Annotated in this window: 27 protein-coding genes and 1 pseudogene; 14 read left to right on the top strand and 14 right to left on the bottom strand. The window is 40.4% G+C overall.

Annotated elements, in window-relative coordinates; all coding sequences use genetic code 11:
- Window positions 1-154: 154 nt before the first annotated feature.
- Entirely contained in the window at window positions 155-715 is a 561-nt protein-coding gene (locus Q9Q86_RS13465) for a hypothetical protein (RefSeq protein ID WP_005142271.1), read from the top strand.
- Window positions 716-911: 196 nt separating this feature from the next.
- Here the strand turns inward: Q9Q86_RS13465 and Q9Q86_RS13460 are convergent, their stop codons facing one another.
- From Q9Q86_RS13460 to pncA, 3 genes are all read right to left on the bottom strand, one after another.
- The gene (locus Q9Q86_RS13460) at window positions 912-1,550 is read right to left on the bottom strand and encodes a YitT family protein (protein WP_112986312.1); all 639 of its coding nucleotides are present in this window, start codon (window positions 1,548-1,550) and stop codon (window positions 912-914) included.
- 213 nt (window positions 1,551-1,763) lie between these two features.
- Window positions 1,764-2,228 (bottom strand): Lrp/AsnC family transcriptional regulator, encoded by a 465-nt coding sequence (locus tag Q9Q86_RS13455; protein WP_004910252.1) that lies wholly within the window; start codon window positions 2,226-2,228, stop codon window positions 1,764-1,766.
- A 78-nt stretch (window positions 2,229-2,306) separates the two neighbouring features.
- A complete protein-coding gene (pncA, locus tag Q9Q86_RS13450; protein WP_004951129.1) occupies window positions 2,307-2,939 on the bottom strand; it encodes a bifunctional nicotinamidase/pyrazinamidase in 633 nt (210 codons plus the stop codon).
- A 289-nt stretch (window positions 2,940-3,228) separates the two neighbouring features.
- On the opposite strand from pncA, the gene dapA reads away from it, so the two are divergent.
- Genes dapA through purC form a run of 3 tightly spaced genes read left to right on the top strand, consistent with a single transcriptional unit; the run spans window position 3,229 to window position 5,495 of the window.
- Window positions 3,229-4,122: a 4-hydroxy-tetrahydrodipicolinate synthase gene (gene dapA / locus Q9Q86_RS13445; RefSeq protein ID WP_112986313.1), complete on the top strand. Its 894-nt coding sequence runs from the start codon at window positions 3,229-3,231 to the stop codon at window positions 4,120-4,122.
- 15 nt (window positions 4,123-4,137) lie between these two features.
- On the top strand, window positions 4,138-4,740 hold the full coding sequence (locus tag Q9Q86_RS13440; protein WP_112986314.1) for a lipoprotein-34 precursor (NlpB): 603 nt from the start codon (window positions 4,138-4,140) through the stop codon (window positions 4,738-4,740).
- A gap of 35 nt (window positions 4,741-4,775) precedes the next feature.
- Window positions 4,776-5,495, top strand: coding sequence for a phosphoribosylaminoimidazolesuccinocarboxamide synthase (purC, locus tag Q9Q86_RS13435; RefSeq protein ID WP_004965104.1), 720 nt, complete (start codon window positions 4,776-4,778; stop codon window positions 5,493-5,495).
- 70 nt (window positions 5,496-5,565) lie between these two features.
- Here purC and Q9Q86_RS13430 read toward each other — a convergent pair.
- The 6 genes and pseudogenes from Q9Q86_RS13430 to Q9Q86_RS13405 form a co-directional block, all read right to left on the bottom strand.
- Window positions 5,566-7,284 (bottom strand): annotated as a pseudogene (locus tag Q9Q86_RS13430) (amidohydrolase).
- Between the two features lie 176 nt (window positions 7,285-7,460).
- On the bottom strand, window positions 7,461-8,345 hold the full coding sequence (gene yddG / locus Q9Q86_RS13425) for an aromatic amino acid DMT transporter YddG (RefSeq protein WP_112986333.1): 885 nt from the start codon (window positions 8,343-8,345) through the stop codon (window positions 7,461-7,463).
- Between the two features lie 100 nt (window positions 8,346-8,445).
- Window positions 8,446-9,720, bottom strand: coding sequence for a replication-associated recombination protein A (locus Q9Q86_RS13420; RefSeq protein WP_017397391.1), 1,275 nt, complete (start codon window positions 9,718-9,720; stop codon window positions 8,446-8,448).
- Between the two features lie 83 nt (window positions 9,721-9,803).
- Window positions 9,804-10,991, bottom strand: a complete 1,188-nt coding sequence (gene ampC / locus Q9Q86_RS13415; RefSeq protein WP_171293747.1) for a class C beta-lactamase — start codon at window positions 10,989-10,991, stop codon at window positions 9,804-9,806.
- 25 nt (window positions 10,992-11,016) lie between these two features.
- Window positions 11,017-12,174: a PQQ-dependent sugar dehydrogenase gene (locus tag Q9Q86_RS13410; RefSeq protein WP_112986316.1), complete on the bottom strand. Its 1,158-nt coding sequence runs from the start codon at window positions 12,172-12,174 to the stop codon at window positions 11,017-11,019.
- Window positions 12,175-12,284: 110 nt separating this feature from the next.
- Window positions 12,285-12,737, bottom strand: a complete 453-nt coding sequence (locus tag Q9Q86_RS13405; protein ID WP_099947846.1) for a YcgN family cysteine cluster protein — start codon at window positions 12,735-12,737, stop codon at window positions 12,285-12,287.
- 184 nt (window positions 12,738-12,921) lie between these two features.
- Between Q9Q86_RS13405 and Q9Q86_RS13400 the strand changes: the two genes are divergently transcribed.
- From Q9Q86_RS13400 to Q9Q86_RS13370, 7 genes are all read left to right on the top strand, one after another.
- Window positions 12,922-13,080 (top strand): DUF1328 family protein, encoded by a 159-nt coding sequence (locus tag Q9Q86_RS13400; protein ID WP_004910276.1) that lies wholly within the window; start codon window positions 12,922-12,924, stop codon window positions 13,078-13,080.
- A gap of 161 nt (window positions 13,081-13,241) precedes the next feature.
- The gene (locus Q9Q86_RS13395) at window positions 13,242-13,979 is read left to right on the top strand and encodes a dienelactone hydrolase family protein (RefSeq protein ID WP_075695988.1); all 738 of its coding nucleotides are present in this window, start codon (window positions 13,242-13,244) and stop codon (window positions 13,977-13,979) included.
- Window positions 13,980-14,200: 221 nt separating this feature from the next.
- Window positions 14,201-15,238: an A/G-specific adenine glycosylase gene (mutY, locus tag Q9Q86_RS13390; protein WP_112986317.1), complete on the top strand. Its 1,038-nt coding sequence runs from the start codon at window positions 14,201-14,203 to the stop codon at window positions 15,236-15,238.
- Between the two features lie 15 nt (window positions 15,239-15,253).
- A complete protein-coding gene (locus Q9Q86_RS13385; RefSeq protein WP_374050024.1) occupies window positions 15,254-15,814 on the top strand; it encodes a M23 family metallopeptidase in 561 nt (186 codons plus the stop codon).
- Window positions 15,815-15,823: 9 nt separating this feature from the next.
- Window positions 15,824-16,069 (top strand): hypothetical protein, encoded by a 246-nt coding sequence (locus tag Q9Q86_RS13380; protein ID WP_004910282.1) that lies wholly within the window; start codon window positions 15,824-15,826, stop codon window positions 16,067-16,069.
- Window positions 16,070-16,104: 35 nt separating this feature from the next.
- Complete coding sequence (locus Q9Q86_RS13375; RefSeq protein ID WP_112986319.1) at window positions 16,105-16,659, top strand: DNA-3-methyladenine glycosylase I; 555 nt, start codon at window positions 16,105-16,107, stop codon at window positions 16,657-16,659.
- 29 nt (window positions 16,660-16,688) lie between these two features.
- Window positions 16,689-17,714 (top strand): NAD(P)-dependent alcohol dehydrogenase, encoded by a 1,026-nt coding sequence (locus tag Q9Q86_RS13370; RefSeq protein WP_112986320.1) that lies wholly within the window; start codon window positions 16,689-16,691, stop codon window positions 17,712-17,714.
- Here Q9Q86_RS13370 and Q9Q86_RS13365 read toward each other — a convergent pair.
- Window positions 17,711-19,138, bottom strand: a complete 1,428-nt coding sequence (locus tag Q9Q86_RS13365) for a PLP-dependent aminotransferase family protein (protein WP_112986321.1) — start codon at window positions 19,136-19,138, stop codon at window positions 17,711-17,713. The two genes, Q9Q86_RS13370 and Q9Q86_RS13365, sit on opposite strands and share 4 nt — an antisense overlap.
- 90 nt (window positions 19,139-19,228) lie before the next feature.
- Here Q9Q86_RS13365 and Q9Q86_RS13360 point away from each other — a divergent pair, with 90 nt between their 5' ends.
- Window positions 19,229-19,639 carry a hypothetical protein gene (locus tag Q9Q86_RS13360; protein ID WP_099947841.1) on the top strand — a complete coding sequence of 137 codons (411 nt, stop codon included), beginning with the start codon at window positions 19,229-19,231 and terminating at the stop codon, window positions 19,637-19,639.
- On the opposite strand, the gene Q9Q86_RS13355 is transcribed toward Q9Q86_RS13360, so the two are convergent.
- The gene (locus tag Q9Q86_RS13355) at window positions 19,587-20,489 is read right to left on the bottom strand and encodes a LysR family transcriptional regulator (RefSeq protein ID WP_112986322.1); all 903 of its coding nucleotides are present in this window, start codon (window positions 20,487-20,489) and stop codon (window positions 19,587-19,589) included. The genes Q9Q86_RS13360 and Q9Q86_RS13355 overlap by 53 nt on opposite strands.
- Window positions 20,490-20,622: 133 nt before the next feature.
- On the opposite strand from Q9Q86_RS13355, the gene dkgB reads away from it, so the two are divergent.
- Together dkgB and Q9Q86_RS13345 are read left to right on the top strand one after the other, a co-directional pair.
- The gene (gene dkgB / locus Q9Q86_RS13350) at window positions 20,623-21,429 is read left to right on the top strand and encodes a 2,5-didehydrogluconate reductase DkgB (RefSeq protein ID WP_112986323.1); all 807 of its coding nucleotides are present in this window, start codon (window positions 20,623-20,625) and stop codon (window positions 21,427-21,429) included.
- A 2-nt stretch (window positions 21,430-21,431) separates the two neighbouring features.
- Window positions 21,432-22,619 (top strand): MFS transporter, encoded by a 1,188-nt coding sequence (locus Q9Q86_RS13345; protein WP_112986324.1) that lies wholly within the window; start codon window positions 21,432-21,434, stop codon window positions 22,617-22,619.
- A 35-nt stretch (window positions 22,620-22,654) separates the two neighbouring features.
- Here Q9Q86_RS13345 and Q9Q86_RS13340 read toward each other — a convergent pair whose 3' ends face one another.
- The 3 genes from Q9Q86_RS13340 to dnaJ form a co-directional block, all read right to left on the bottom strand.
- A complete protein-coding gene (locus Q9Q86_RS13340; protein ID WP_004951085.1) occupies window positions 22,655-23,302 on the bottom strand; it encodes an START domain-containing protein in 648 nt (215 codons plus the stop codon).
- Between the two features lie 100 nt (window positions 23,303-23,402).
- The gene (dapB, locus tag Q9Q86_RS13335) at window positions 23,403-24,224 is read right to left on the bottom strand and encodes a 4-hydroxy-tetrahydrodipicolinate reductase (RefSeq protein ID WP_112986325.1); all 822 of its coding nucleotides are present in this window, start codon (window positions 24,222-24,224) and stop codon (window positions 23,403-23,405) included.
- Window positions 24,225-24,474: 250 nt separating this feature from the next.
- Window positions 24,475-25,587, bottom strand: a complete 1,113-nt coding sequence (gene dnaJ / locus Q9Q86_RS13330) for a molecular chaperone DnaJ (protein ID WP_004951083.1) — start codon at window positions 25,585-25,587, stop codon at window positions 24,475-24,477.
- Between the last annotated feature and the right edge of the window lie 26 nt (window positions 25,588-25,613).

Genomic DNA, 25,613 nt, shown 5'->3' with positions numbered 1-25,613 from the left:
GAATCGGTGGACTATTCTTAATTGGAATCGGTGGACTACTCTTAATTGGAATTAGTGGACTACTATTGGTGATATATACAAACAAGCAAAAACACAGACTGATGCACTTGATGTAATTTCTTTCAAAGAAGTGAATAAGCCATGGGCTTTAGCAATGGCGCAACTTCAAAAAAAATCAGACTCTTTAAATCATTTAATTACATTGGCTGATATTGAAAGAATTCTGGAGCAAGAACCTCTACTAGACTATAACGGCTTTGGCCACTCTGACTCATACCATGAATCTTTTTATAAACGGTATACGTTTCAGGACTCTAAAGCTGAATATCTTCAAAATTTTAAAAAGAATAGAGAAAGTCTAAAAAAAGCGCTTGATGAATGCCAGCGATGCTGTATGTATCTACAACATCTGAAAAAAATAAAAGCTACTCGCTACAATCTAGGTAGTTATACATTTAAACATAGCGTTGAATACTATCACCGTCAATTGAACCACTTTGATAATGCATATGTGTCAAATGGAGCCTTTATTTGTGCAGCACTACATATGGGCTTTAAAGTAATTCGGAAAAATGACACTAGCCCTAATGCTTGGATCTGTGCCAGTATACAATCAGATATTGTTATGTGGGGTAGACTACTTGATCAACAAAATTCTTTAGAGCCTAAAGAACTAAAGCTTTTAGCAAAGTTGGAAAAGAAGATTGGTCTCTGATCAAGTAGGCATTTTTAGTTTACAACTATATTGTTAAATGGAAAATTAAAGTCTTAAACTTAGTTTAAGACTTTAATGTAAAAATTGAATGGTATAAAATTTTTAACTCATTGATTTTATTAAACCATAAGTTTACAACTTTATTGTTCAAACACACGCCTTTCTTCCATTTCCTTTTGAGAAACTTTTAATCGTATTAAGCAATATAACGACTGGTTTTATGATTCAATAAAATAATTAAATTTAAAATTACCGCACCCAAAATTGAAAATAGAACTAACTTCCAATCCACATAAAATAACGATGCCAGTAAAATTGCAACATCGATGCCCATCTGTACTTTTCCAGCAGGAATTTTAAATCGCTCTTGCAGATATAAAACCAACAAGTTAATTCCACCTAAACTCGAACGATGTCGAAATAAGATCAAAAAACTGACTCCCATCAACACATTTGCAAAGATAGTTGCATAAATCGGATTGACATCAGACAACTGAAAAAAATGTGGAATGGTCTCTGTAAAGCTAGCCAGCAAAGCAACAGCAATGAAGGTTTTGACCACCAATCCCATACCCATCTTTTTATAAGCAAAATAATAAAATGGAATATTAATCAGGAAAAAGAGTACCCCGAATTTAATATCGGTCACATAGTGGATGAGTAAGGATAGACCTGCTGTACCACCTGTCATAATGCCCGCTTGCTGCAATAGCGTCATCGCAAAAGATAAAATGAAGGTACCGATTAACATGGCCAAGGCATCCTCAATCTTAGAATGCTGATCTATTGCAGACATGACTGGACTTACCAAAGATACATTTTGATCGGTATTCATAATGGTATAACTCAATAGGAGAACAACAGAAGGGAGAGATCTTTAAAAAAGATATGACATATTTGATCATTTTTATTTAATTTTCGCAATTTTTTCTTATATTTTTATCATAAATGCAATTTATATTCACAATAACGGATTTCGAATGATCAATCAGATATGAATATCCAGCAATTTGACTAATCAGCTTTTAGCGTCATAGATCAAATTTTTTTATTTCATCGCGATGCCATTTTCTTTTAATTTTTCTAAAACAATTGAGGTATTTAAGTTACTTACACCAAAATCACTTGAGGACAAGATCCCAATCAGTTTTACCATTTCATCTAAGCTTTTAACAGCGACTTTAAGTGCAAAGTCATAACTGCCTGTAAGTTTATGAATATCTTTAACCGCAGGTTCTCTTAAGAGAAAGTCGACAAAGCGATCATGCGTCGCATCATTATAATTCTGCAATTTAACTTCAATAATTCCCATAATTGGCGTGGGATCTGCGCTTAGAGCCACCTGAGCATAATATCCTGTAATCACTTTGGTCTGTTCTAAATGGATTCGTCGACGAGAACATTGCGAGGTCGAAAGCCCCACCAGCTCAGCCAATTCTTGATTAGCTAAACGACCATTGAGTTGTAAATGATGAATAATTTTTTTATCAAAATCATCTAATTCGTCAATCATACAACTCTCAAATAAATCTGGGTAAATACAAAGCATCACTCGATAAAGTGTAGCTGTTTTGGGATATAAACCACAAGTTTAAAGCAAAATGCTGGAGGCTTCGATGCGATGCACGCCCTTCTGCGACATATCTTGCCATGCTTGTTGCAAAGAGCCGTTTAAATCAATTGCCTTGCAGGCATCTTCTATCACATAAGTATCAAAACCCAGTTCAGCAGCATCAATCGCAGTCCAAGCGACACAAAAATCTGTAGCAATCCCAACGATATACACAGTATTTATCTGATGTTCTCTCAAATATCCATTCAATCCAGTTGGTGTCTTACGATCTGCTTCCATAAAAGCTGAATAACTATCAATATTTTGATGGCAACCTTTTCGAATAATCAGTTGGGCTGTCGGGATATTTAAATGGGGATGAAATTCAGCATCATGCGTCCCTTGAACACAATGTTTAGGCCATAATACTTGGCGACCATAATCCAATTCGATGGTCTCAAAGGGCTTTTTATTGGGATGATTATCTGCAAAAGAAATATGTTGGTCAGGGTGCCAGTCCTGCGTTAGCACAATATGCTCAAATTTTTGTGCAAGTTGATTAATCTTCGGAATAATTTCATCGGCGTTTGCCACCGCTAAATTTCCTCCTGGCGTGAAACCATTCTGCACATCCACTACAATTAAAACACTTTGTTTTACTTGCTTAAGCATTTGATCACCCTATTTAAATTCCATCATTTTAAAATACGCTGCTGCTTGTTCTATGGCTAGTCATGTTTAACTTTTTCAGCAAATGAAAAGAATTCAATACAAAGATCAATTAAAGTTTTCCACAGTTTAACTAAAGCATATTGTTCTTATGTCGCTGATCAGTCATAATTTGCATAATTGTCATTCAACTCACCATATTGATTGAGTGACGAATCAAAATACTGCAACCATCCAATATTTCGTTTCAAATACTTCAATCTCGGATGGGAAAATAGGATATTTTTTCAAAATGACTCAGCTAGCACAGAATATTCAAGGCTCAATTGTCGCAATCGTCACCCCTATGTATGAAGATGGCAGCGTAGATTGGAAGAGTCTTGAGAAGCTTGTTGAGTGGCACATCCAACAAGGTACTCACAGTATCGTTGCGGTCGGCACAACAGGCGAAGCATCGACCCTTAGTATGGAAGAACATACTCAGATCATTAAAGAGGTGATTCGTGTTGCAAACAAACGCATTCCGATTATTGCGGGTACAGGTGCAAACTCAACACGCGAAGCGATTGAGCTGACCAAAGCTGCGAAAGAATTAGGCGCAGATGCAGCATTACTTGTAACGCCATATTATAATAAACCAACTCAGGAAGGCTTATACCAACACTATAAAGCTATCGCTGAGGCCGTTGATATTCCACAAATTCTTTATAATGTTCCAGGTCGTACGGGCGTGGATATGCAAAATGAAACTGTTATTCGTCTTGCAGATGTGAAAAATATTATTGGTATCAAAGATGCAACAGGCGATGTTCCACGCGGACAAGCTCTCATCGAAGGTTTAGCTGGTAAAATGGCTGTTTACTCAGGCGATGATGAAACTGCTTGGGAACTGATGCTACTAGGTGCTAAAGGCAACATCTCTGTAACTGCGAATGTTGCACCAAAGCAAATGAGTGACGTCTGTGAAGCTGCTTTTGCTGGCGACAAAGAAAAAGCTCAACGTTTAAATCAACAAATTGCAAATCTACACAATATTTTGTTTTGCGAATCAAACCCAATTCCTGTGAAATGGGCTTTGCATGAGATGGGTTATATCAGCACTGGTCTTCGTTTACCGCTAACCCCTCTCGCTGAACAATATCGTGAACCTATCCGTAACAGTCTAAAAGCTGCGGGAATAATTTAATACGAGCAATTTATGATGCAATTACGTCTTGGTGTTGTCCTTGTTATTTCAGCTTTAAGTTTGGCTGGTTGTGGTCGCTTTGCCCTCAATAATCACTCATTAGATTATAAAAATGCGAAAACACTGGAACCTCTCAAATTCCCTGAGAATGCAACGGTAAGACCATTTACACCATTGTATCCAGCTCCAACGGTTGATCCACTTGCGATTCAACATGCACCTACATTCGAAAATAAAAGTGGCAACCGTTACGCTTTACCTCGCCCTGATCCGATGCAGGCAACAGCGAATACCAGTGAAGCGACTACAGCAACTTTAGGTCGCCCTCAACTTGTAATGGATGGCAATAAAAACCCATTACTTAAAGTTGAAGGTCCAACTGCTGCAGCTTGGCAATACACTTTCGCAACATTGAGTAGTCTCAACTATAAGATCATCTCTCAAGCAGACAATGGTTATGAGGCGACGATTACTGTAGGTGATCAAAATTACCTACTCAAACTCTCTGCTGTGGGCTCAAGTAATACTGTTGCTCTGTTTAAGCTAGATACAACTTTTGCTGACCCTACTGTCGCAACTGAAGTATTAGCCCAGATTTATCAAAATTGGCCAGCCTAGTCGTTTACTAGGCATATTTTTCAAAAGGTTCCCCCATGTTAAAACAAACCTTGCTCTATACTGGTAAAGCAAAATCTGTGTATGAAACAGATAATGCTGACCACCTGATTTTAGTCTTTCGTGATGATGCCTCTGCGTTCAATGGCGAAAAAATCGAACAACTAGATCGTAAAGGCAAGGTCAACAACCGTTTTAACGCCTTCATCATGGAGAAGTTGGCTGAAGCAGGTATCGAAACTCATTTTGAAAAGTTACTTTCTCCAACTGAAGTACTTGTTAAAAAGCTTCAAATGATTCCTGTAGAGTGTGTCATCCGCAACTATGCTGCTGGCTCACTTTGCCGTCGTTTAGGTGTTGAAGAAGGCAAAGAGTTAACGCCTCCTACATTTGAATTATTCTTCAAAGATGATGCTCTTGGCGATCCAATGGTCAATGAGTCTCAAGCAATCGCTTTAGGTTGGGCAACTGCTGATCAACTTGAAAAAATGAAAGAACTTACTTACCAAGTGAATAATGTACTTAAAGCATTATTCGATGCAGGTAATATGATTCTTGTTGATTTCAAACTTGAGTTTGGTGTGTTCCATGACCGCATCGTATTGGGTGATGAATTCTCTCCAGACGGTTGCCGTTTATGGGATAAAGATACCAAGAAAAAATTAGATAAAGACCGCTTCCGTCAAGGTTTAGGCGGTGTGGTTGAAGCTTATGAAGAAGTTGCTGCGCGTTTAGGCATTAACTTAGATGATATCTAATCATTTTAAGCATTCATGATTTATAAAAAACCAGCTCCTTTGAGCTGGTTTTTTTATGTCTACATTTTGACTACTGCTGATAAATAAGTTTACCTTCTTTATAGGTCGCCAAAACTTTAATTTTTTTGATTTCTCGGCTTGGTACAGTCAGTGGGTTCTTATCTAAAATCACTAAATCAGCGAGCTTTCCTTGCTTTAAGGTACCCTTATATTGATCTTCAAAATATTGATAAGCAGCCCAATCTGTCATGAATTTTAAGGCAAGATAAGGACTTATACGTTCATCGGCACCTAGAACATAATCACTACGCGTCACGCGATTGACTGTAGCATCTAGCATCATCATGCTATGTGGCGGAACAACGGGGGCATCATGGTGCTCGGTAAAGATTAAATTTTTCTTTAGTGCAGTTGCTGTCGGGGAAATATGTGCTGCTCGCGTCTCGCCTAGTGTTTGTTGGCGATGCCAATCCCCCCAATAATAGGTATGTAATGAGAAGAACGAAGGAATAATATCTAAAGCCTTCAATTGGTCTAGTTGATCATCTCGAATCGTTTGCGAGTGAATCAATACACTTCTGCGGTCTGCTTTACCTTGTTTTGCCGTAGCATCTTTGACAGCACCTATAAACTGATCTATTGCCGCATCTCCATTGGCATGAGCGAGCACTTGCCAGCCATGTTTGAAGGCTACATTAATATATTGATCGACCTGTTGATCGTCTTTGATCGCTGGATAGCCTTTATAATTTTTATCTTTACCTTCAGGTGGAATCTTATAGGCTTGAGTTAACCATGCAGTCTTACCTTGAGGTGAACCATCTAAACTGATTTTAACGCCACCTATACGGAAGTGATGATCGTATTGTCGGCTACTTCCTTGCTTAAGCATATATTCTTGGCTAGTGGTGATATCAGGATAAGACACGACATCTATCGGAAGTTGATTTTGCTTGGCAAGAGCCTGCCACATCTCCGTCGTACCTTGATCTGCTCGTCCCTCTTGTACTGTAGTGAAACCATTTTTGACATAAGCATCAAGACCTTTACGAGCAATTTCAAACATCACTTGCGGTGGCACATCTTTGAATATTGAACCAATCGCAGTAAATAATGCGGACTCTTCCAGCACCCCATTAGGAACATTCGAATTTGCTTCTCGACGAATAATCCCCCCTGCTGGATTTTCAGTATTTTTATTGATATTTAGCTTTGTGATTCACTGAAGCGAGATGCCCTGATTGATGTAAGATCATCACGGGCTGATCTTTGGAGACTCGATCTAAATCGGTTGCTGTCAGATGACGCTGTTCACTTAATTGCGCATCATCATAGCCATTTCCCAAAATCCACCCCCCATCGTTTGAATGACTTGAGGATTTTGCTTTTTCCATTGTGTTAATACTTGAACCAAAGAATCAATATCAGAAACTTGACCGTCTGGCGCAGGATAAAGATTTGCAACCATCTGATGGAATCCAACCATATTTACATGGCTGTGTGCATCAATAAAACTTGGCAAAAGTGTTTTATTCTTTAAATCAATGGATTGAACATTCGAATTTGCTAAATGCTCTGCTTGTTTTTTTGAACCAACAAAAATGATCTTTCCATCTTTAACCAGCAAGGCTTCTGCATATGTTGGCGTCATACCTTCCATCGTTAAGATCGGACCACCAAAGAACAATTGTTCTGACCGATCTTGATCAAGTGGAGTACTTGCACAGCCTGATAAGGTAAAGGCGCTGATTGTTGCTGTCGTCAGTTTATTCAAATATTTAAAAGTCATAGATTAAAACCATATTTTTATTATGCCTTTTTAGATTAAAGCTCATTCTTTCTGATATAAAAAGGCATAACTTGTTATTTTTGTAATGCTTGATAAATTTTTGAATCAATAAACAGTTTAAACCATTGATCAATAGCTATTTCACCAAGCTGATTTGAATAAAAATCACTGTTTGTTTATGACTTCGCCTTTGTCGCCAACCAACACAGTATAGAACCTACACACACCATCAGCGCACCATACCAAAAAGAAAGACCCAATGGCGTACTCAGTAACAATGCAGCAAAAAAAGCGGAAAGCACAGGAATAAAATAAGATGCTCCTGCCAGTAATGTCACATTACCATGCAAAATTCCAACATTCCAAGCTGCATAGCCGAAGCCCATCGCAGCAGCAGCAAAAACCAAGGAAATAGAGGATGACCAATCAAAAATAAAGCTATTACCCCCCATCACAAGATATTTAATCCAAAGCACGATCGAAACCAAAATAAAGAATAAAGTAATTCCATTTGCTCCCTGAGCGATTCGTGCTGTAAGGGTACAATAAGCCGCCCACAACAATGTCCCTAGAAATGCCAATCCATAACTCAGTGGGTTCTGTTGAATATTGTTAGCCATGCCAATCAAATCAAATCCTTGCTCTCCTCCCAAAACCCAACAAATACCGAGTAGAGAAACAACGAAGCCAGGAATGATCAGAAAATTTGCTTTTTGTTTATTAAATAAAATCGCCGCAACCATCGTGAAAGTTGGCCATAAATAATTGACCATTCCAACTTCAATTGCTTGTCTATTTGTTTGGCTATATCCAATTGAAAGTGAAAGACAAATTTCATAGGCGACAAATAAAAAAGCACCCCAAATCAAATAAGTTTTTGGAAAACTTTTGAGAGGCGTCCAACCAACAGAAAGTAATAAGAATATTGAAGCAAGTGTATAGATTAATGCAGCACCACCAACTGCACCAAACTGAGTACTTACTTCTTTAATGAGCGCAACAATTAAACTCCAAAGCAAAATGGCAAGCAGTCCAATCAGTGTTGCTGTTTTTGAGTTCATATTGATATCAATTGAATCTTGGAACCAAAGCAACATGCCATCAATCGGGACTAGAATGCTGCTTTGGTAAATTTAAAATGAGGCATGCGCCCAGAAAGAATTATTGCTGTTGCTGTTCTTGCTGCCAGCGGCGCTGTTGCAAACGTTCAGCTTCAACTTCACGTTTATTTAAGGCTCGTTCATACAGCTTCGTACCACGCAATTCAGGTGGTAAATAGTCTTGTAATACAAAATGTTCAGGATAATTATGTGGATACAAATAATCCACCCCATATCCTTGTTGCTTCATCAGTTTGGTTGGCGCATTGCGCAAGTGCAATGGTACAGGCAAATTCGCCGTTTTCTCTGCCAGCTCTAAGGCACGATTGATGGCTAAATAGGTACTATTACTTTTCGGGCTGGTTGCCAAATAAACTGCGCATTGTCCTAAAATAATACGCGCCTCAGGCATACCCACCGCTTGAACTGAACGGAAGCACTCACCTGCAAGTAACAAGGCATTTGGATTAGAATTTCCAATATCTTCTGATGCCGCAATCAACATGCGACGAGCAATAAATACTGGGTCTTCTCCACCTTTCAGCATTCTTGCCATCCAATACAAGGTAGCATCTGGATCACTTCCCCGAATCGATTTAATAAATGCTGAAACCAAATCGTAGTGCTGCTCACCTGACTTGTCATAACGCGCAATATTCTGCTGTGCAACTTTGACGACAATCGCGTTGGTCACGACATTTTCAACATCAGCTTCAAAGGTACTGGCGATTAAATCGATCAGATTAAGCGCCTTACGCGCATCACCTGCAGCAAATTGAATCAATGCATCATATTCTTCAACTTGAATAAAACGCTCTTTGAGAAACTTATCACTTTGAATCGCTTTATTGATGAGTGTTTGAATTGCATCAGCATCCAAACTATTCAGCGTGTAGACCTGACAACGCGATAGTAAAGCGCTATTAACTTCAAAAGATGGGTTCTCTGTGGTTGCACCGATCAGCGTAATTTTGCCTTTTTCGACTGCATTTAGTAACGCATCTTGCTGTGATTTATTAAAGCGATGAATCTCATCAATAAACACCACTGGAGTCAGCAGATCACCACTTTCCGCAATCACTTCTCGCAGCTCTTTTACACCAGTATTCAGCGCAGATAAGCTAATAAATGGGCGATCAACTGCTTGCGCCAGCAATAATGCGATCGTAGTTTTACCTACCCCTGGCGGACCCCAAAAGATAATCGAAGGTAAATGCCCTTGATCTATCATTTGGCGCAAAGGTGCATTTTCACCTAACAAATGATCTTGTCCGATAATTTCGGATAAGTCACGAGGACGTAAACGTTCAGGTAAAGGAATATGCGTATCTGACATCATCACTGGCTTTATGCTGTTTTATCCTAGTCTATTGTGTCTGAATCAAATCTACAATTTGAATCTACCAACAACTGATCAAGTTAAGGGGCTGCCTTCTGTTTCAGAATCTGCTGCATCGCTTGATAGGTTGCTTTAATACGCGCTTCATTTGGGAAATTGGTATTGGCGAGCATCACCATACCGATTTTATGCTGAGGGACAAATGCGGCATAAGCTCCAAAGCCATTGGTAGATCCTGTTTTATTAAAATAAGTGGATTGTGAGGCAATTTGGGGGTGTTTGATCAGCGTTACTGCATGGCTTTCTAAAGCCATTTTACTTGAGTTGCCTTGTAAAAGTGTTTCAAGCTTAACGGGATAAGCATATTGCTCCCATCCCAAACCCTGCGTCATTGCACCGACTTTATAATAACCGATATGGGTATTTTCAACGGCTTGACGAATTTGCCGATCTAATTGAGCTGAATTAATCTGTGCATCTAAAAATTTCAGCATATCCGAACTACTGCTTTTAACACCATAGGCTTCAGCATCAAACATCCCCGCTGATACACGGATTGCTTCATTATTCTTATAGCCCCAAGCATATTGTGACATCTTTTGTTCAGGGACATGAATATAACTCTGCGTCATTCCTAATTGAGGAAGTAAGGTTTTCTCTATCAATTCCGCATATGGCTTTTTCATCGCCAAAGCTGTGACATAACCCATTAAACCAATACTCGGATTTGAGTATTGACGAGCCTCCCCGATTTTGGTTTTTGTTTTCCAGTTTTGAAAATATTGAACCATATCCTGCTGAGTAACAACTTCATCTGGAAATTGCAGTGGAAAGCCACCTGCACTATAAGTTCCCAAATTCAGCAATGTAGCCTGATTCACGGCTGTATTTTTAAGTTCAGGGAAGTATTTGGCAGGATGATCCGATAATGACAACCGCCCTTGTGCTTGCGCATACCCCGCTAAAGTCGCATTGAACGTTTTACTGACTGAACCAAGTTCAAACAAGGTACTATTGGTCATAGCTTGGTTGCTTTGTAGCGAAGCAACACCATAATTTACAAAGTAATGTTGACCATCTAAAGTCACGGCAACGGCTAAGCCAGGAATTTTATATTCCTCTAAAAGTGGTTTAAACTGCTGATCTACAATCTTTTTTATCTGTAGCTCAGTTAAAGGTTGTGCCCATAAACTAGAGCTAGAGAACAATAGCCCAATCAACATCAATGTTTTATTTGAAAATAAATTTTGGTATTCCGACTGCATCATTAATCTTTTCACTTTGAGTTCATATTTAGTTTGCATTGAGCTTTAGCAATTTTGCTTGTGGACCATCTTGAATCACCCAAATCGAACCGTCTTGTGCTTGTTGTAACCCACGAATTCGTTGCTTCATATCCAAACGTTGCACTTCTTTAACGGGTTGCGACTTTAAATCAACCACAACAATCGACTTGGAAGACAAACCGCCAATCAAAGCTTTCTGCTGCCATAACGGGAATTTATCACCCGTGTAAATAATCATGCTTGAAGGTGAAATCACAGGTGTCCAATCGATTGCTGGTGCTTTAAATTCTGGGCGTGTTTTGTGATCTGGAATTGGTAATCCTGAGTAATGATCGCCATTCGATACGATTGGATAACCATAGTTCGCGCCTTTAAGAATCTGATTAAGTTCATCACCTCCTTTCGGCCCCATTTCCACTACCCACAATTGTTTTTGGTCATCAAACGCCATACCCAGTGGATTACGATGACCCAATGACCAAATTTCAGCAGTCACGCCACCTTGTTGGCTAAAAGGGTTATCTGATAAAGGAGTTCCGTCTTCATTTAAACGTAGAATCTTACCCAGATTGCTTTTCATATCTTGGGCAGGATCGAATTTTTGTCGCTCACCTGAACTTACCCAAAGTTTTCCATCAGCACCAAATAACATACGATGAGCATAATGTCCTTGCCCTGACACTTTAGGTACTTGCTGCCAAATTCGTTTTAAATCCGTTAATTTCGGTTGCTCAGGATTAGATAAATCAAGTTTGGCACGAGAAATTTCAGCACCATAACCACCACTGCCTTGCACAGCATAGCTGAGATAAATCCAATGATTATTTTTAAAATCAGGATGCAAGACTACATCACCTAAGCCACCTTGCCCCCCATAACTTACAGTTGGGATGCCTTGAACATTAAGATTCTTCTTCGTTTTAGGATCAAATAATTTTAACTGTCCTTTACGCTCAGTGATCAGTAAACGCTGATCAGGTAATACAACAACAGCCCAAGGTTCATCAAACTGGGCAAAAGTATCAACTTGAAAAGTTTGGTTGAGCGTATTTTGAGTATGTTGAACAGAGTTTTCTGGTGCCTTAGAGTTGGTGTTATTGGGACCACAAGCGAGTAGCAAAAGTACACTGCTACAAATTAAAGGTGCTACAAATAATTTTGACATGACTGATCTCCCTTCGCATTCATTCATATTACGGAGATCAGCGCATAGAAATACTGTAAAATTGTTGTTTTTGATCAAGATCCATTTAACCAAATGATATGATTAAAAGATCAACGCACCCACCGTACGACATAATCTTCAATGTCATCTTCATTAATTTCAGTTTCTGAAATACAACGTCCTGCCGCAGATTTTTTTGCTTTTAGAACACTCTGACGAGAGCCAGTATTCAAATAATGCCATGACGGAAGATTTTTCCCCTCATTCAAACGTCTGTAAGCACAGCTTGGGGGCAACCATGTAATCGTTTGCAAACGTTCAGGGGTTAATTGTAGACAATCAGCAACATGCTCTTGGCGGTGTGCATAGTCTGAACAGCGTGCCGTTTTACAGTCTAGAAGCTTACATGCCACTTTGGTATATACGACTTCTGCGGTGTCTTCATCTTCAAGCTTGACCAAACAGCACAAACCACAGCCATCACATAGGGCTTCCCACTCAGCAGGGTTTAGCTGATCAAGTGAGTAGTTTTTCCAAAAGTTTGGACGCAATTCTAAAGACATGATTTTAAGCTGAAGAGGAGAATGCGCATAGTATAGCATTCCAATTCAAAAAACTGAGTTACTGAAATCATTCGCTTTTTAACACTTCTTTCTATAGTGAACATTTCAACCACAGAAACACCACATTTTGCTCAAAAAATACACGCTATAGTAAAAACATAATAAAATTAGGAGGGTAACTCATATGTTCCGTTGGGCTATAATATTTGCAATCATCGCATTAATTGCTAGTTTACTTGGCTTTGGTGGTGTAGCAGGTTTATCCAAAGATTTTGCCGTTATTTTACTGGTTGTCGCTGTTATTCTCGCTGTCGTGGGCTTTTTGTCACGTGGCAAAGTATAGAAAATTAACATCTCAATTTATAAAAAGAAGAATCTTTGTATTCTTCTTTTTTATTGCCATTATTTAACAAAAGCAACAGTTTATTAGTTTTCTCAGCGTATCAACTTTTGCTTTTTATGTTTTAATCAATGCATTCTAAAAATACAGATTAGGATTTGAAAATGAGCTTCCCGATTACAACTCGTGAAATTGAATATACAGCACCAGATGGTCAACGTTTGGTAGGTTATTTTGCTGCACCTGCAATCGATATGCCGACGGCAGGCGTAATCGTTGCACCTGAATGGTGGGGACGTAATGAATATACAGAACAACGTGCACGTGAACTGGCTGAACACGGCTTTGCTGCTCTCGCAATTGATATGTATGGTGATAAGAAAGTAACAACAGCTTCAGCACAAGCATACGAATGGATGATGCAAACGTTTGAGCATGTGGATACTGTAGTTGATCGTGCACAAGCAGGTCTAAATACTTTGGCAAATCAGCCTGAGGTAAATGCCGAAAAACTTGCAGCGATTGGCTTCTGCTATGGCGGCAAAGTGGTATTGGATCTAGCTCGCTCAGGTGCTAACTTAAAAGCGGTAACAACGTTCCATGCGAATCTCAGTCCCAAAGCTCCTGCTGAAAAAGGTAAGCTAAAAGCAGAAATCTTAGTGTTACATGGTGAACTAGATAGCATGGTGACTTTGGACGATGTTGCAAGTTTCCGTGAAGAAATGCACGCTGCTGAAGTGAACCATGAAGTAATTATTTTCGAAGATGCTAAACATGGTTTTAGTAACCCTCAGGCTGATGAGCGTGCTAAAGCCAATAACGTAGATTTGGGCTATAACGCAGAAGCAGAGCGTCAAGGTCTTGAAGCGATGTATGAGTTGTTAGATAAGCATTTAAAGTAATTTTAAAATTCGTATTTATACCAATACTCGCCAACATTGACTTGCGAAACGGCGACATGGATGTCGCCAACAGAATGTAAATTTTTTCGAGAGTTTTTAGAAATTTCAGATGATCCTCTCATCCTCCTAGATAGAAATCGTAAAGCTCATAAGCTCCTCACACAAACCCTCTAGTGCATATTTCCGCTATACTATAATTCTACTTTTCAATGTTCTGATTCATGTCTGATTTCTCATTTTCTGATGCTTTACTTACATGGTTTGATCAACATGGTCGCCATGACCTACCTTGGCAAGTTGCCGATGACCCGTATAAAGTTTGGGTGTCAGAAATTATGTTGCAACAGACTCAAGTCAAAACAGTGTTGCAATATTTCGATCGTTTTATTCAACGCTTTCCTACCGTAAATGATCTAGGTCAGGCAAGCTGGGATGATGTTGCTCCTTTTTGGGCGGGTCTTGGATATTATGCAAGAGCAAGAAATTTGCACAAAGCCGCAGCGATTGTTCATCAGCAAGGTAAATTCCCCGCAACCTTAGAACAATGGATTGAACTTCCTGGGATCGGACGCTCAACCGCAGGGGCGCTCATGTCGCTCGGTTTGCGTCAATACGGTGTGATCATGGATGGCAATGTGAAACGTGTTTTGGCTCGTTTCTTTGCGATTGAAGATGATTTGTCCAAGCCACAACATGAACGTGCTTTATGGAAAATTGCTGAAGATTTATGTCCAGAACAGCGAAATCATGACTATACCCAAGCCATTATGGATTTGGGTGCAACAGTCTGTACTCCGAAAAAACCTCTCTGTTTATATTGCCCTATGCAACAACACTGTCAGGCATATCAACAAGGCCTAGAACAAGAGTTGCCATTTAAAAAGGCCAAGAAGCCTGTTCCTGTTAAAACAGCAAGTGTCGTTGTGATTCAGTCAGGTAAAGAATGGTTTTGGCAACAGCGTGAAGCTCATGGTCTTTGGGGTGGATTGTATTGTCTTCCTATCATTGAAAGTGCAACTGAATTACAACAGATCGAACAGCACTTTAAGTTACAAGCTCAAGTATCATCCTTACAGATCAGTCATAGTTTTACACACTTCACATGGTTGCTCGATGAAAAAATGTTCCACGTGGAACATGATCAGAAAGAACAACTGAGCATAGAATTAAATGGGATATGGCTCACACCAGAATCTGCGATTGCTAAAGGTATTCCAACCGCGATGAAGAAACTGATCAATGCAAAACAAAAAACTTAAACACTTTAAAATGCGATGGATCAAAACATAGGAGTTTATGTGCGACATTCAATTTCGTATACGGTGATTGGACTGCTCATTATTTTTCTATCTGCGTGTACCACTACACCCCAAAAACCATCTCCTTTACGCAGCGCACAAGTCAGCAAATTAAAAAATATGCGCTTAGACACTCGCCTCCCCATACCTGTAAAAGGTGTTCGCAAAAACGAGTTACGCGATACTTGGGGAGCTGCACGTAGCCAAGGACGAAGCCATGAAGGGATTGATATCATGGCAGAGCGTGGCACGAAAGTGTATAGTGCAACCGAAGGACTCATCGCAGATTTACGCAATAATAATTTGGGTGGCAAGGTCATTTGGATCTTAGGACCATCAGGTTCTTGGCACTACTATGCACATCTGGATGACCACAAACGCGGACTTAAAGTTGGGGATTATATTCGCAAGGGTGATGTGATTGGCTATGTCGGCAATACAGGTAATGCACGTCATACTGCTCCGCATTTACATTACGGTATTTATTTAAATGGCAAAGGGCGTGGAGCAGTCAATCCATACCCATATTTACGTTAGGAACACACAATGTCAGAAGCATTGATAGAACGTCTGGTTACATTTGCAGAATCAGGAAATCAGCAAAAAATTATTCTGAATGGCACCAGCTATCAAGGTTGGATTATGGAAATCACAGAAGATGCTTTGCTGATCAGCACAGGTTTCGCAGATAAATCTGGTAAAGACTTTTGGTTGAAATTCACTGATTTGAGTTCTGCTGAGTTGTATTATTGGGATACTCGCCCAAATGAATGGGTTGCATTCAAACTTTAATTTTCTCGATATTTATAACGATAAGGAGCATCAAAATGACAAGTCAACGCTGTGGTTGGTGCTCTGATGATCCCCTGTATATCGCTTACCATGATGAAGAATGGGGTAAGCCTGAATACGATGAAGCGCGTTTATTTGAAATGCTTTGCCTAGAGGGTCAACAAGCTGGCCTTTCTTGGATTACTGTACTCAAGAAAAGAGAACACTACCGTGCTCATTTCTTTCAACATCCTGTAGCAAAAATTGCCGAGCTTACAGATGATCAACTGGAACATAAACTGAGTGATACAGGTCTGATTCGCCATTTAGGTAAACTAAAAGCAATTCGAGACAATGCGATTGCTTGGCAACAATTAAAGCAGGATGTGGACGATGTCTCTGCATGGCTGTGGGCTTTTGTCAGTCACGATGTATTGAACAATGATGTGATCAATTATCGAGAAGCCACAGCACAAACAGAGATCAGCCAAACCCTCTCTAAAACCTTAAAAAAGCGTGGATTTAAGTTTGTGGGTCCAACGACTTGTTATGCATTCATGCAAGCTGTGGGCATGGTCAACGATCACGAAAATCATTGTCCCTTTAAATAAAATACAATCCTATCCAAAGGAGTCCTTCCATGAGCAACAATCAAATACGTGCTTATGCTGCGATGCAAGCAGGTGAACAACTGGTTCCTTATCAATTTGACGCAGGCGATTTACAAGCCCATCAAGTCGAAGTCAAAGTTGAATATTGTGGTTTATGTCATTCAGATATTTCAGTGATTAATAATGATTGGCGATCATCTACTTATCCTGTGGTTGCTGGTCATGAAATTATTGGAACCATCACTACTCTTGGTTCTGAAGCGAAAGGGCTCAGAGTAGGTCAACGTGTTGGTATCGGATGGACAGCAGAAAGTTGTCAAGCTTGTGATCCCTGCATCGGTGGTAATCAAGTGTTATGTACTGGCGGCAGTGTTGCAACGATCGTAGGACATGCTGGTGGATTTGCAGATAAAGTTCGTGCTGGCTGGCAATGGGTGATTCCGCTACCCGATGATTTAGACCCAGAAAGTGCAGGTCCTTTGTTATGTGGTGGGATTACAGTTTTCGATCCTCTACTTAAACATAAAATCCAAGCCACGCATCATGTCGGTGTTATTGGTATCGGTGGCTTAGGTCACATGGCGATTAAACTGCTCAAAGCATGGGGTTGTGAAATTACGGCATTTAGCTCAAATCCTGAGAAAACTGATGAGCTGAAAGCCATGGGTGCAGATCACGTTGTGAATAGCCGCGATGCGCAGGCCATCAAAGCTCAACGAGGAAAATTTGATTTATTGTTGAGTACAGTCAATGTGACGCTAAACTGGCAAGCCTTTCTCAGTACTTTAGCACCTAATGGCTCATTGCATTTTCTAGGTCTGACTTTAGAACCTATTCCAGTTTCAGTCGGTGCTTTGATTGATGGTGCCAAATCAGTAACAGGTTCACCGACGGGTTCTCCTTTAGCACTTCGTCAACTTCTTCAATTTGCAGCACGTAAAAATATCGCCCCGCAAATTGAACTCTATCCTATGTCACAGCTCAACGATGCCATTGAGCGACTTCATTCAGGTCAAGCACGTTATCGCATCGTCTTAAAAGCAGACTTCGACTAACTCAATTTCGACTTGAGACTTTCTCTGACCCAATCCGCCAACTGCTGAATAGCTTGGCGGATTTCATCAGTCAAAGCATGGCCAGCGTTTAATCGTAGAAAATGCTGATAACGCTGATCTTCACCAAATACCTCACCTGGAACGATATTGATTCCATATTGCTGCGCGCGATAATACAACTCTAAACCTGTAATGGTGTTTGGTAGTTGCATCCACAGCACATATCCACCACTCGATTGGCTAAGTGCGATCGGAATCCCCTGAAACTGCTCCAAAATACATGCACGATATTGTTCGACTTGCTGCATGAGAGCAGGTCTTAAACGCTCCAAATGCTCTCGATAGGCACGACTATAGATAAAGTCGGCTAAACCAAGCTGTAAGGGGGTATTAACCCCAACATTATTTGCTAACAGAGCTGGTCTTAAGTGCTGTAATTGTTGACCTAAACAAAACCACCCCACACGATAAGCACTGGATAAAGATTTAGAAACAGAACCACACCAAATTACATAGCCCTGTTGATCCCAATAACGAATCGGTAAAGGGCGTTCTTTTTGAAAACTACATTCAGCATAAATATCATCTTCCAAAACAAAGCATTGATACTTTTGTGCCAACTCGGCAATTTTTTGTTTTTGCTGATTGCTCAGACAATAGCCCAAAGGATTTTGAAAATTCGCAGTCAGTAAGCATAACTTCGCACTACCCTGCTGCATAAAATATTCTAACCGCTCTAGGTCTATGCTTTGATGATCCGCAGGTATTTCAATAATTTTACGTTTCAATCCTGCAAGGAGCTGAAGCTGACCGTTAAAGGTTGGTGTTGGAACGATAATACTATCGCCCTCTCGACTCATTTGCTGAATCAACAGTGACAGTGCAGGCATACATCCATTACTAATAAAAGTATCGTCTGGGGCGATATAGATACCATCCTCACGCCAATGATCAGAAAGTGCTTGTCGGAGCTGTAGATGTCCTTGTTTATTACAGTACAAAAAATCTTCAGGTTGGCAATGCTTCAAAGCTCGCTGCAAAGAACGGCGCAAACCATCCACAGGTATTAAATGAGGAGATAACTGAATCGCACCTAAGGGCGTTAAATGACTTTGTATGGATGCCGTTTGGATTTGATTTTGCAACTCTAAATTTGAAACTCGTCTTGGCATCGATTCAAATTTTGGGCTTTCAGGTACCGGACTTTGGTATTGTCTCGAGCTAACAAAGTAACCTGATTTGGGTTTGACATAGATCAAGCCTTTGGCTTCTAACAATTCATAACATTGCTGCGCTGTGCTTAAACTGATTTTTTGTTGGCGTGCAAATTCCCTTAATGAACTTAACTTCTGTTGCGGTTGCAGTTCATGTTGGTAAATCTTTTGTGACAGCTGTTCCGCCAAGCGTTGATATTGAAATGTCATGTCTGTACTGATTTTTTAAAAATTTCTGTATCTGTATTGGTTTATACAACACCTTTAAGCTATAAAAATCAACAGCAGAGGAGTAAAACAATGAAAATTAATAACTTATTTTTAGTAAGTATATTGCTACTTACAGGTTGTCAGTTGCCTGATCAGAAAACACATCAGCAGCAAGAAATTTGCAAATCTCTCGCTGAAGGTTATTTGAAAATTCAAAACCGACAAGGTTATGAGCTATGGAAACTAAAAAATCATAACCCTCAAACCAAAACAGATACGGTAGAGTTGACCTATAAAAAACCCAATGAAAATGGTGTGGTCGTAAGCGCATCATTATTACCGACAGTTGTTTTGGAGTGTACGCGCAAAGAGCAACAGATTGTCATGTCTATCCCTCAAACAACAGGAGAATCTATTCCTGTTCTCGAAGTTCAAGTTCCACCCACGTCTACTGACACACAGAAAAACCTTGGCTTAGTTGCTCAGACAAAAATTCAATAAAGAGACGAACACGTTTGGGTAAATGCTCTTGTTGGTAATAAACAGCATGGATGCTTTGATAAGAGTGCTCAATTTGGTCTTCAAATAATGCGACCAAACGTCCTTGGTTTAAATCTTGCCAGATTTCGAACTCAGATAATCGTGCAATTCCCTGTCCTCGTAGACACAATTGCCGTACTGTCTCCCCACTAGATGCTTTGATTTTGGCTTGTGCAAAGAAGTATTCATCATCTACTTTAATCGGCCACTGATTAATATGAATCGGGCGTGTGAAGCCAATTAAATCATGCTGTAACAATTGTTTTGCTTGCGTCGGTGTCCCCATCCGTTTTAAGTAATGTGGACTTGCCACAATATACAAGCGACTTTTACATACCAATTTTGCATGAAGACTTGAGTCATGTAATTCACCAAAGCGAAATGCGACATCAGTTTTATGCTCTAGTAAATCAATCACTTGATCATTACTGTTTAATTCAATTTCAATATTCGGATAGCGCTGCCGAAATACACGCATCAAAGGAGCAATCACATGCAAGATAAATGGCGCGGCCGAATCAACACGAATCAAACCAGATGTATCTTGATCTGAACGCTGCAAAGCTTCTTCGGCCGCACTCAAATCATTTAAAATCTTTCGGGCATGCGCTAAGAACTGCTGACCTTCTTGAGTGAGTTTTAATTTTCGTGTGGTGCGTTCCAGCAAAGTCACTTCAAGCTTAGACTCTAAACGACTTAAAGAACGACTCAAGCCAGATGCTGTTTGACCTAATCGCTCAGCAGCTGCAATAAATGAACCTGTATCAACAATCGTTATAAAGGCGAGCAATTCCTCAATACTTGATTTCATCATCTCCCCCTATTGTTGATATTCAGTCAACTATATTTTGCAAATTCATCTATTTTTTAGCAACAATAATCATCGCAAAATTGCCTTCATCAACAAATTAGACTCTTTTGAGTTAAAAAATTAGGTGAAGAATATGCAAATTCCTCAATTTGGTTTAGGTACTTATCGTTTAAATGATCAAATCCTGATTGATTCAGTCAAAACTGCCTTAGATGTCGGCTATCGCGCTATTGATACAGCACAAATTTATGAGAATGAAGCAGCAGTAGGACAGGCTATCCGTGAAAGTGGGATTGCTCGCCAAGATTTATTCTTAACTACAAAAATATGGATCAATAACTTTTCTGAGCAATGCCTGATCCCAAGCCTAAAAGAAAGTTTGCAAAAATTAGGCACTGAAGCAGTTGATCTGACCTTAATCCATTGGCCAGCACCATCGCAAGGAACAGATATCACAGAAGTGATGCAATTATTATTAGAAGCCAAACAACAAGGCTTAACCAAACTCATTGGGATTTCAAATTTCAATATTGCACTTACTCAACAAGCGATTGATAGCATTGGCGCAGAACATATTGCCACCAATCAAATCGAACTAAGCCCTTATTTGCAAAATCAAAACTTGGCAAATTACCTGACACAACAACAGATTGATGTGACCTCTTATATGACTCTTGCTTACGGGAAAGTGCTCAAAGACCCAACTTTGCTTGAGATTGCAGCACAACATCAGGCTACTTCAGCACAAGTTGCTTTAGCTTGGGCATTACAAAAGGGTTATGCGGTTATTCCATCATCAACCAAACGTGAGAACCTGATCAGCAACTTGAAAGCACAAGAATTAAAACTAAGCGAACAAGAAATGCAGCTGATTGCGGAACTGGATCGTAATGGTCGTGAAATTGACCCACCTGAACTTGCACCAGTATGGGATAAATAAACATGAAGCAGCGCATCAATCTTCCTTTGCTCGCATTAGCTATTGGTGCGTTTGCCATTGGAACCACTGAATTCTCGCCTATGGGCTTATTGCCGAACATTGCCCATGATCTTGGTGTTTCGATTCCAAGTGCAGGTATGTTGATTACAGGTTATGCCTTGGGGGTGATGCTAGGTGCCCCAATCGTCACTTTATGGTTCGGTGGTTTTGCTCGTCGCAATGCTTTAATTCTTCTGATGGCCATTTTTACCATAGGCAACTTAATTGCGGCATTTGCACCAAATTATATGAGCCTGATGGGCGCACGCTTGATTACCAGTCTCAATCACGGTGCTTTCTTCGGGATTGGCTCAGTCGTCGCTGCGAGTGTCGTACCTGCACATAAACAAGCCAGTGCTGTAGCTACCATGTTCATGGGACTAACAATTGCCAATATTGGTGGCGTTCCTTTAGCGACATGGGTAGGACAAACCATAGGCTGGCGGATGTCTTTTCTTGCGATTGCGGTGTTGGGTGTAGTGACGATGTTTTCTCTATGGAAAGCACTGCCTGTGGGTGCTGTTGGAAAAAAAACCGACGTTAAAATGGAATTAAAAGTTCTCACTCGGCTCCCTGTGATTTTGGCACTTCTTACGACTGTGTTCGGTGCCTCAGCAATGTTTACCCTTTACACCTATATCGCCCCGAGTTTAGTTGCTTTCAATCACGCCTCACCGATGTTTATCACCACGATGTTAGTTTTAATTGGGGTTGGTTTTTCGATTGGAAACCATCTAGGTGGCAAGCTTGCAGATCGATCTATTGATAAGACTTTAATTGGTTTCTTCATCGCCTTGATTGTATTGATGGCCGTTTTCCCTCTGCTGGCTCAAACCCAAGTCGGAGCAGCTGTTGGGCTGGTTCTATGGGGCGCGGCAGCATTTGCAATTGTACCATCACTGCAAATGCGGGTTATGTCGGTAGCACATGAAGCATCTGGTCTCGCTTCCTCTGTAAATATCGGAGCATTTAACTTAGGCAATGCAGTTGGTGCGGCGGCTGGAGGAGCTGTTTTAAGTCTAGGTCTGAGCTATGCCTCAGTATCAATGATCGGAGCAGGTCTTGCAGCGATTGGATTACTTTTGGTGTTTATCCAAATCTTTCTCGCATCTCGATCTAAGCTTAACTATCAGCACTGCACCCAAACCTAGAACATAAAAAAGCCTGATTGAATCAGGCTTTTTTATTACTTCAGTACATCTGGTAATTTAGGTTGTGCATACAAAGGATTATTCACTTCCTTTTTCATTTTCATCAGCATTTGATAGGGTTGTTGCTGTACAAACATATTCACAAAACTAAGCGGAATTGCACCAGCTGGATCTGCATAACCTGTTGTTGATACTTTGACTTTATTATTTGCTAACTTTTGAAAAGTCCAATCACCCTCATAGCGGGTTAAACGAATCACATCAGGCTGTTCAGGATAGTTATTTTTAATGGCATTGTTTTTAATACTAATACTGCCATCCGCATTTTTACTCATTTTCCCTTTAATCACCACATCGCGATCTTTTAATGGAAAAGGAAAATCAAGCACCATATATAACGTGAACTCGCCCTTCTTCTCATCTCGAGATAATAGTTGAGCCTTACCCACATAAGGAACCCATTGTGGGGTGCGTTCAACATCTAGAACTACGGCTACAGCCCGTTCTAATGGCACATCAAAAGTTGTTTCTGCTTTATATTGGAATACTGGATTATTTTCAGTTTGATATGTCCAAACTTTAATATTATTTCGGTGCAAACTGAGTTTCGGAGCTTCTGCGGCACTGACGACCAAACTCGTCGCACTTAGCAGCGTAGCAAGAACAATATGTTTTTTATTCATGTCATGCTCAATTGTTGTAATGAGGTTTGGAGCTTATCGTGCTTTTTGGGATGTATTGAAAGCGCAATAAGCTCTTTTTATAGTGCAAAAAGGGAACTTTTTATACTTGAATATCGTTAAAGCCTAAGACATCTTTCATGTCATATTTGCGAGCTTCACGCCCTACAACCCATGCTGCTGCACGTACTGCACCCGAAGCGAAGTTCATACGGTTTGTCGCTTTGTGCGTCACTTCAACACGTTCACCTTCACCGATAAACATAACGGTATGCTCACCCACAATATCGCCACCACGAATGGTTTCAAAACCGATAGTTTGACGATCACGTGGACCCGTATAGCCTTCACGACCATAGACTGCAACTTCTTTTAAGTTGCGCCCTAAGGTATCAGCGATTGCTTCACCCATCATAAATGCTGTGCCAGACGGTGCATCTACTTTATGACGGTGATGTGCTTCAATGATTTCGATATCGACCGTATCACCAAATACTTTTGCTGCAAGTTCCAAAAGTTTGATTGATACATTTACACCTACAGAATAGTTTGCAGCATAAACAACTGGGGTTTGAGTTGCTGATTCATCTAAGAATACTTTTTGTTCCTCGGACATGCCCGTCGTTCCAATCACCATCGCTACACCAGCTTCACGACAAAGCTTTAAGTGTTGTTCTGTTGCGGCTGGTGCAGTGAAATCAATCACCACGTCACAATCTTTTAATACTTCAGCTAAACTGCCAACGATCTTTACGCCCAAACTTCCAACGCCTGCAAGCTCACCTGCATCTGCGCCGACTAAACTGCTTTCAGGGCGTTCTACTGCTGCTGCAAGTTGATAGCCTGCTTCTTGTACAGCCTGAATCAGAATACGGCCCATGCGTCCGCCAGCACCTAAGATCCCAATGCGTGGAGAAGTTGACATAATGTTTCCCAGTCTTTTATTTAAACAATTTCGCTACTATAGCAAATGAATGGCATCTATACATCTATAAAGTATTACTTATCATAGACTTAAATCCCACTAACACCTCTTTAAAAATAGAGGGTAAATTTCTGCTAATTCAGTATGTTATAGGATAGACAATGCGCCCTCATTTGAAAAATGAAGGTTGCGGAGGATTTAAAATTTCCCATAAAAAAACCTGCCGAAGCAGGTTTTTTATTGATGCCTATTAATCAAAGAGGCGATCAAAGAATGATTTTTTCTTTGGAGACGATGCATGACCATCACCATCTAAAGAGGCTTGTAATTCTTTAAGTAACTCGCGTTGACGGCTGGTTAAATTTACTGGGGTTTCTACAACGATGCGGCAAAGTAAATCACCCACCATACTGCTACGTACAGGACGAACACCTTTGCCACGTAAACGGAACAATTTACCCGTTTGAGTTCCCTCAGGAATCTTCAAACTCACACGACCGTCCAAGGTTGGGATTTCAATTTCTTTACCCAAAGCGGCATCCGCGATACTAACTGGCACATCCATATATAGATCAGCGCCATCACGTTGGAAAATTTCATGCTCGCGCACAACCACTTCAACGTATAAATCACCTGATTGACCATCACGAATCGCTTCGCCTTTACCTGTTAAGCGAACACGATCACCGTTGTCCACACCCGCAGGGATGGTAACTTCAAGTGTTTGTTGACGATCTGCAACACCAGAGCCATGACAAGTATTACATGGATTTTTAATAATTTTGCCTTGACCACGACAGGTGCTACAAGTTTGCTGCACAGAGAAGAAGCCCTGTTGCATACGAACTTGACCTGAACCATGACAAGTACGGCATGTTTCGACATCGTTTGGATTTTTAGATCCTTTACCATCACAAGTTTCACATGGCGCAGGAGCCGTAAAAGTAATGGTTTTTTTAACGCCTTTAACTGCTTCTTCTAAGGTCAATTCCATCACATAGCGGAGGTCTGAACCACGGCGTTGGCGTTGCTGCTGGCGACCGCCACCAAATGCACCACCAAAAATATCACCAAATTGGCTGAAAATATCTTCGGCACTAAAACCGCCACCGAAGCCACCACCACCACCAAAACCGCCTTCAAATGCACTATGTCCAGCACGGTCATACATACTGCGCTTTTCACTGTCAGATAGGATTTCATAGGCTTCTGATGCTTCTTTGAATTTTTCTTCAGCTTCAGCGTTGTCAGGGTTACGGTCAGGGTGATACTTCATCGCCAACTTACGATAGGCTTTTTTGATCTCATCATCACCTGCGGTTTTCGAAACGCCTAAAACCTCATAATAATCACGTTTAGCCATGGTTGGCGATGCTCCTCACGGAATTT

The sequence above is a fragment of the Acinetobacter sp. A22 genome (assembly GCF_030913345.1).
GTDB lineage: Bacteria > Pseudomonadota > Gammaproteobacteria > Pseudomonadales > Moraxellaceae > Acinetobacter > Acinetobacter junii.
This window is presented reverse-complemented; position numbering and strand designations above follow the sequence as displayed.

Bases quoted from the DNA above. Each gene is read 5' to 3' on its own strand.
- Q9Q86_RS13465 (WP_005142271.1), top strand. From the start codon at position 155: ATGGCGCAACTTCAAAAAAAATCAGACTCTTTAAATCATTTAATTACA.
- Q9Q86_RS13460 (WP_112986312.1), bottom strand. From the start codon at position 1,550: ATGAATACCGATCAAAATGTATCTTTGGTAAGTCCAGTCATGTCTGCA.
- Q9Q86_RS13455 (WP_004910252.1), bottom strand. From the start codon at position 2,228: ATGATTGACGAATTAGATGATTTTGATAAAAAAATTATTCATCATTTA.
- pncA (WP_004951129.1), bottom strand. From the start codon at position 2,939: ATGCTTAAGCAAGTAAAACAAAGTGTTTTAATTGTAGTGGATGTGCAG.
- dapA (WP_112986313.1), top strand. From the start codon at position 3,229: ATGACTCAGCTAGCACAGAATATTCAAGGCTCAATTGTCGCAATCGTC.
- Q9Q86_RS13440 (WP_112986314.1), top strand. From the start codon at position 4,138: ATGCAATTACGTCTTGGTGTTGTCCTTGTTATTTCAGCTTTAAGTTTG.
- purC (WP_004965104.1), top strand. From the start codon at position 4,776: ATGTTAAAACAAACCTTGCTCTATACTGGTAAAGCAAAATCTGTGTAT.
- yddG (WP_112986333.1), bottom strand. From the start codon at position 8,345: ATGAACTCAAAAACAGCAACACTGATTGGACTGCTTGCCATTTTGCTT.
- Q9Q86_RS13420 (WP_017397391.1), bottom strand. From the start codon at position 9,720: ATGTCAGATACGCATATTCCTTTACCTGAACGTTTACGTCCTCGTGAC.
- ampC (WP_171293747.1), bottom strand. From the start codon at position 10,991: ATGATGCAGTCGGAATACCAAAATTTATTTTCAAATAAAACATTGATG.
- Q9Q86_RS13410 (WP_112986316.1), bottom strand. From the start codon at position 12,174: ATGTCAAAATTATTTGTAGCACCTTTAATTTGTAGCAGTGTACTTTTG.
- Q9Q86_RS13405 (WP_099947846.1), bottom strand. From the start codon at position 12,737: ATGTCTTTAGAATTGCGTCCAAACTTTTGGAAAAACTACTCACTTGAT.
- Q9Q86_RS13400 (WP_004910276.1), top strand. From the start codon at position 12,922: ATGTTCCGTTGGGCTATAATATTTGCAATCATCGCATTAATTGCTAGT.
- Q9Q86_RS13395 (WP_075695988.1), top strand. From the start codon at position 13,242: ATGAGCTTCCCGATTACAACTCGTGAAATTGAATATACAGCACCAGAT.
- mutY (WP_112986317.1), top strand. From the start codon at position 14,201: ATGTCTGATTTCTCATTTTCTGATGCTTTACTTACATGGTTTGATCAA.
- Q9Q86_RS13385 (WP_374050024.1), top strand. From the start codon at position 15,254: ATGGATCAAAACATAGGAGTTTATGTGCGACATTCAATTTCGTATACG.
- Q9Q86_RS13380 (WP_004910282.1), top strand. From the start codon at position 15,824: ATGTCAGAAGCATTGATAGAACGTCTGGTTACATTTGCAGAATCAGGA.
- Q9Q86_RS13375 (WP_112986319.1), top strand. From the start codon at position 16,105: ATGACAAGTCAACGCTGTGGTTGGTGCTCTGATGATCCCCTGTATATC.
- Q9Q86_RS13370 (WP_112986320.1), top strand. From the start codon at position 16,689: ATGAGCAACAATCAAATACGTGCTTATGCTGCGATGCAAGCAGGTGAA.
- Q9Q86_RS13365 (WP_112986321.1), bottom strand. From the start codon at position 19,138: ATGACATTTCAATATCAACGCTTGGCGGAACAGCTGTCACAAAAGATT.
- Q9Q86_RS13360 (WP_099947841.1), top strand. From the start codon at position 19,229: ATGAAAATTAATAACTTATTTTTAGTAAGTATATTGCTACTTACAGGT.
- Q9Q86_RS13355 (WP_112986322.1), bottom strand. From the start codon at position 20,489: ATGAAATCAAGTATTGAGGAATTGCTCGCCTTTATAACGATTGTTGAT.
- dkgB (WP_112986323.1), top strand. From the start codon at position 20,623: ATGCAAATTCCTCAATTTGGTTTAGGTACTTATCGTTTAAATGATCAA.
- Q9Q86_RS13345 (WP_112986324.1), top strand. From the start codon at position 21,432: ATGAAGCAGCGCATCAATCTTCCTTTGCTCGCATTAGCTATTGGTGCG.
- Q9Q86_RS13340 (WP_004951085.1), bottom strand. From the start codon at position 23,302: ATGAATAAAAAACATATTGTTCTTGCTACGCTGCTAAGTGCGACGAGT.
- dapB (WP_112986325.1), bottom strand. From the start codon at position 24,224: ATGTCAACTTCTCCACGCATTGGGATCTTAGGTGCTGGCGGACGCATG.
- dnaJ (WP_004951083.1), bottom strand. From the start codon at position 25,587: ATGGCTAAACGTGATTATTATGAGGTTTTAGGCGTTTCGAAAACCGCA.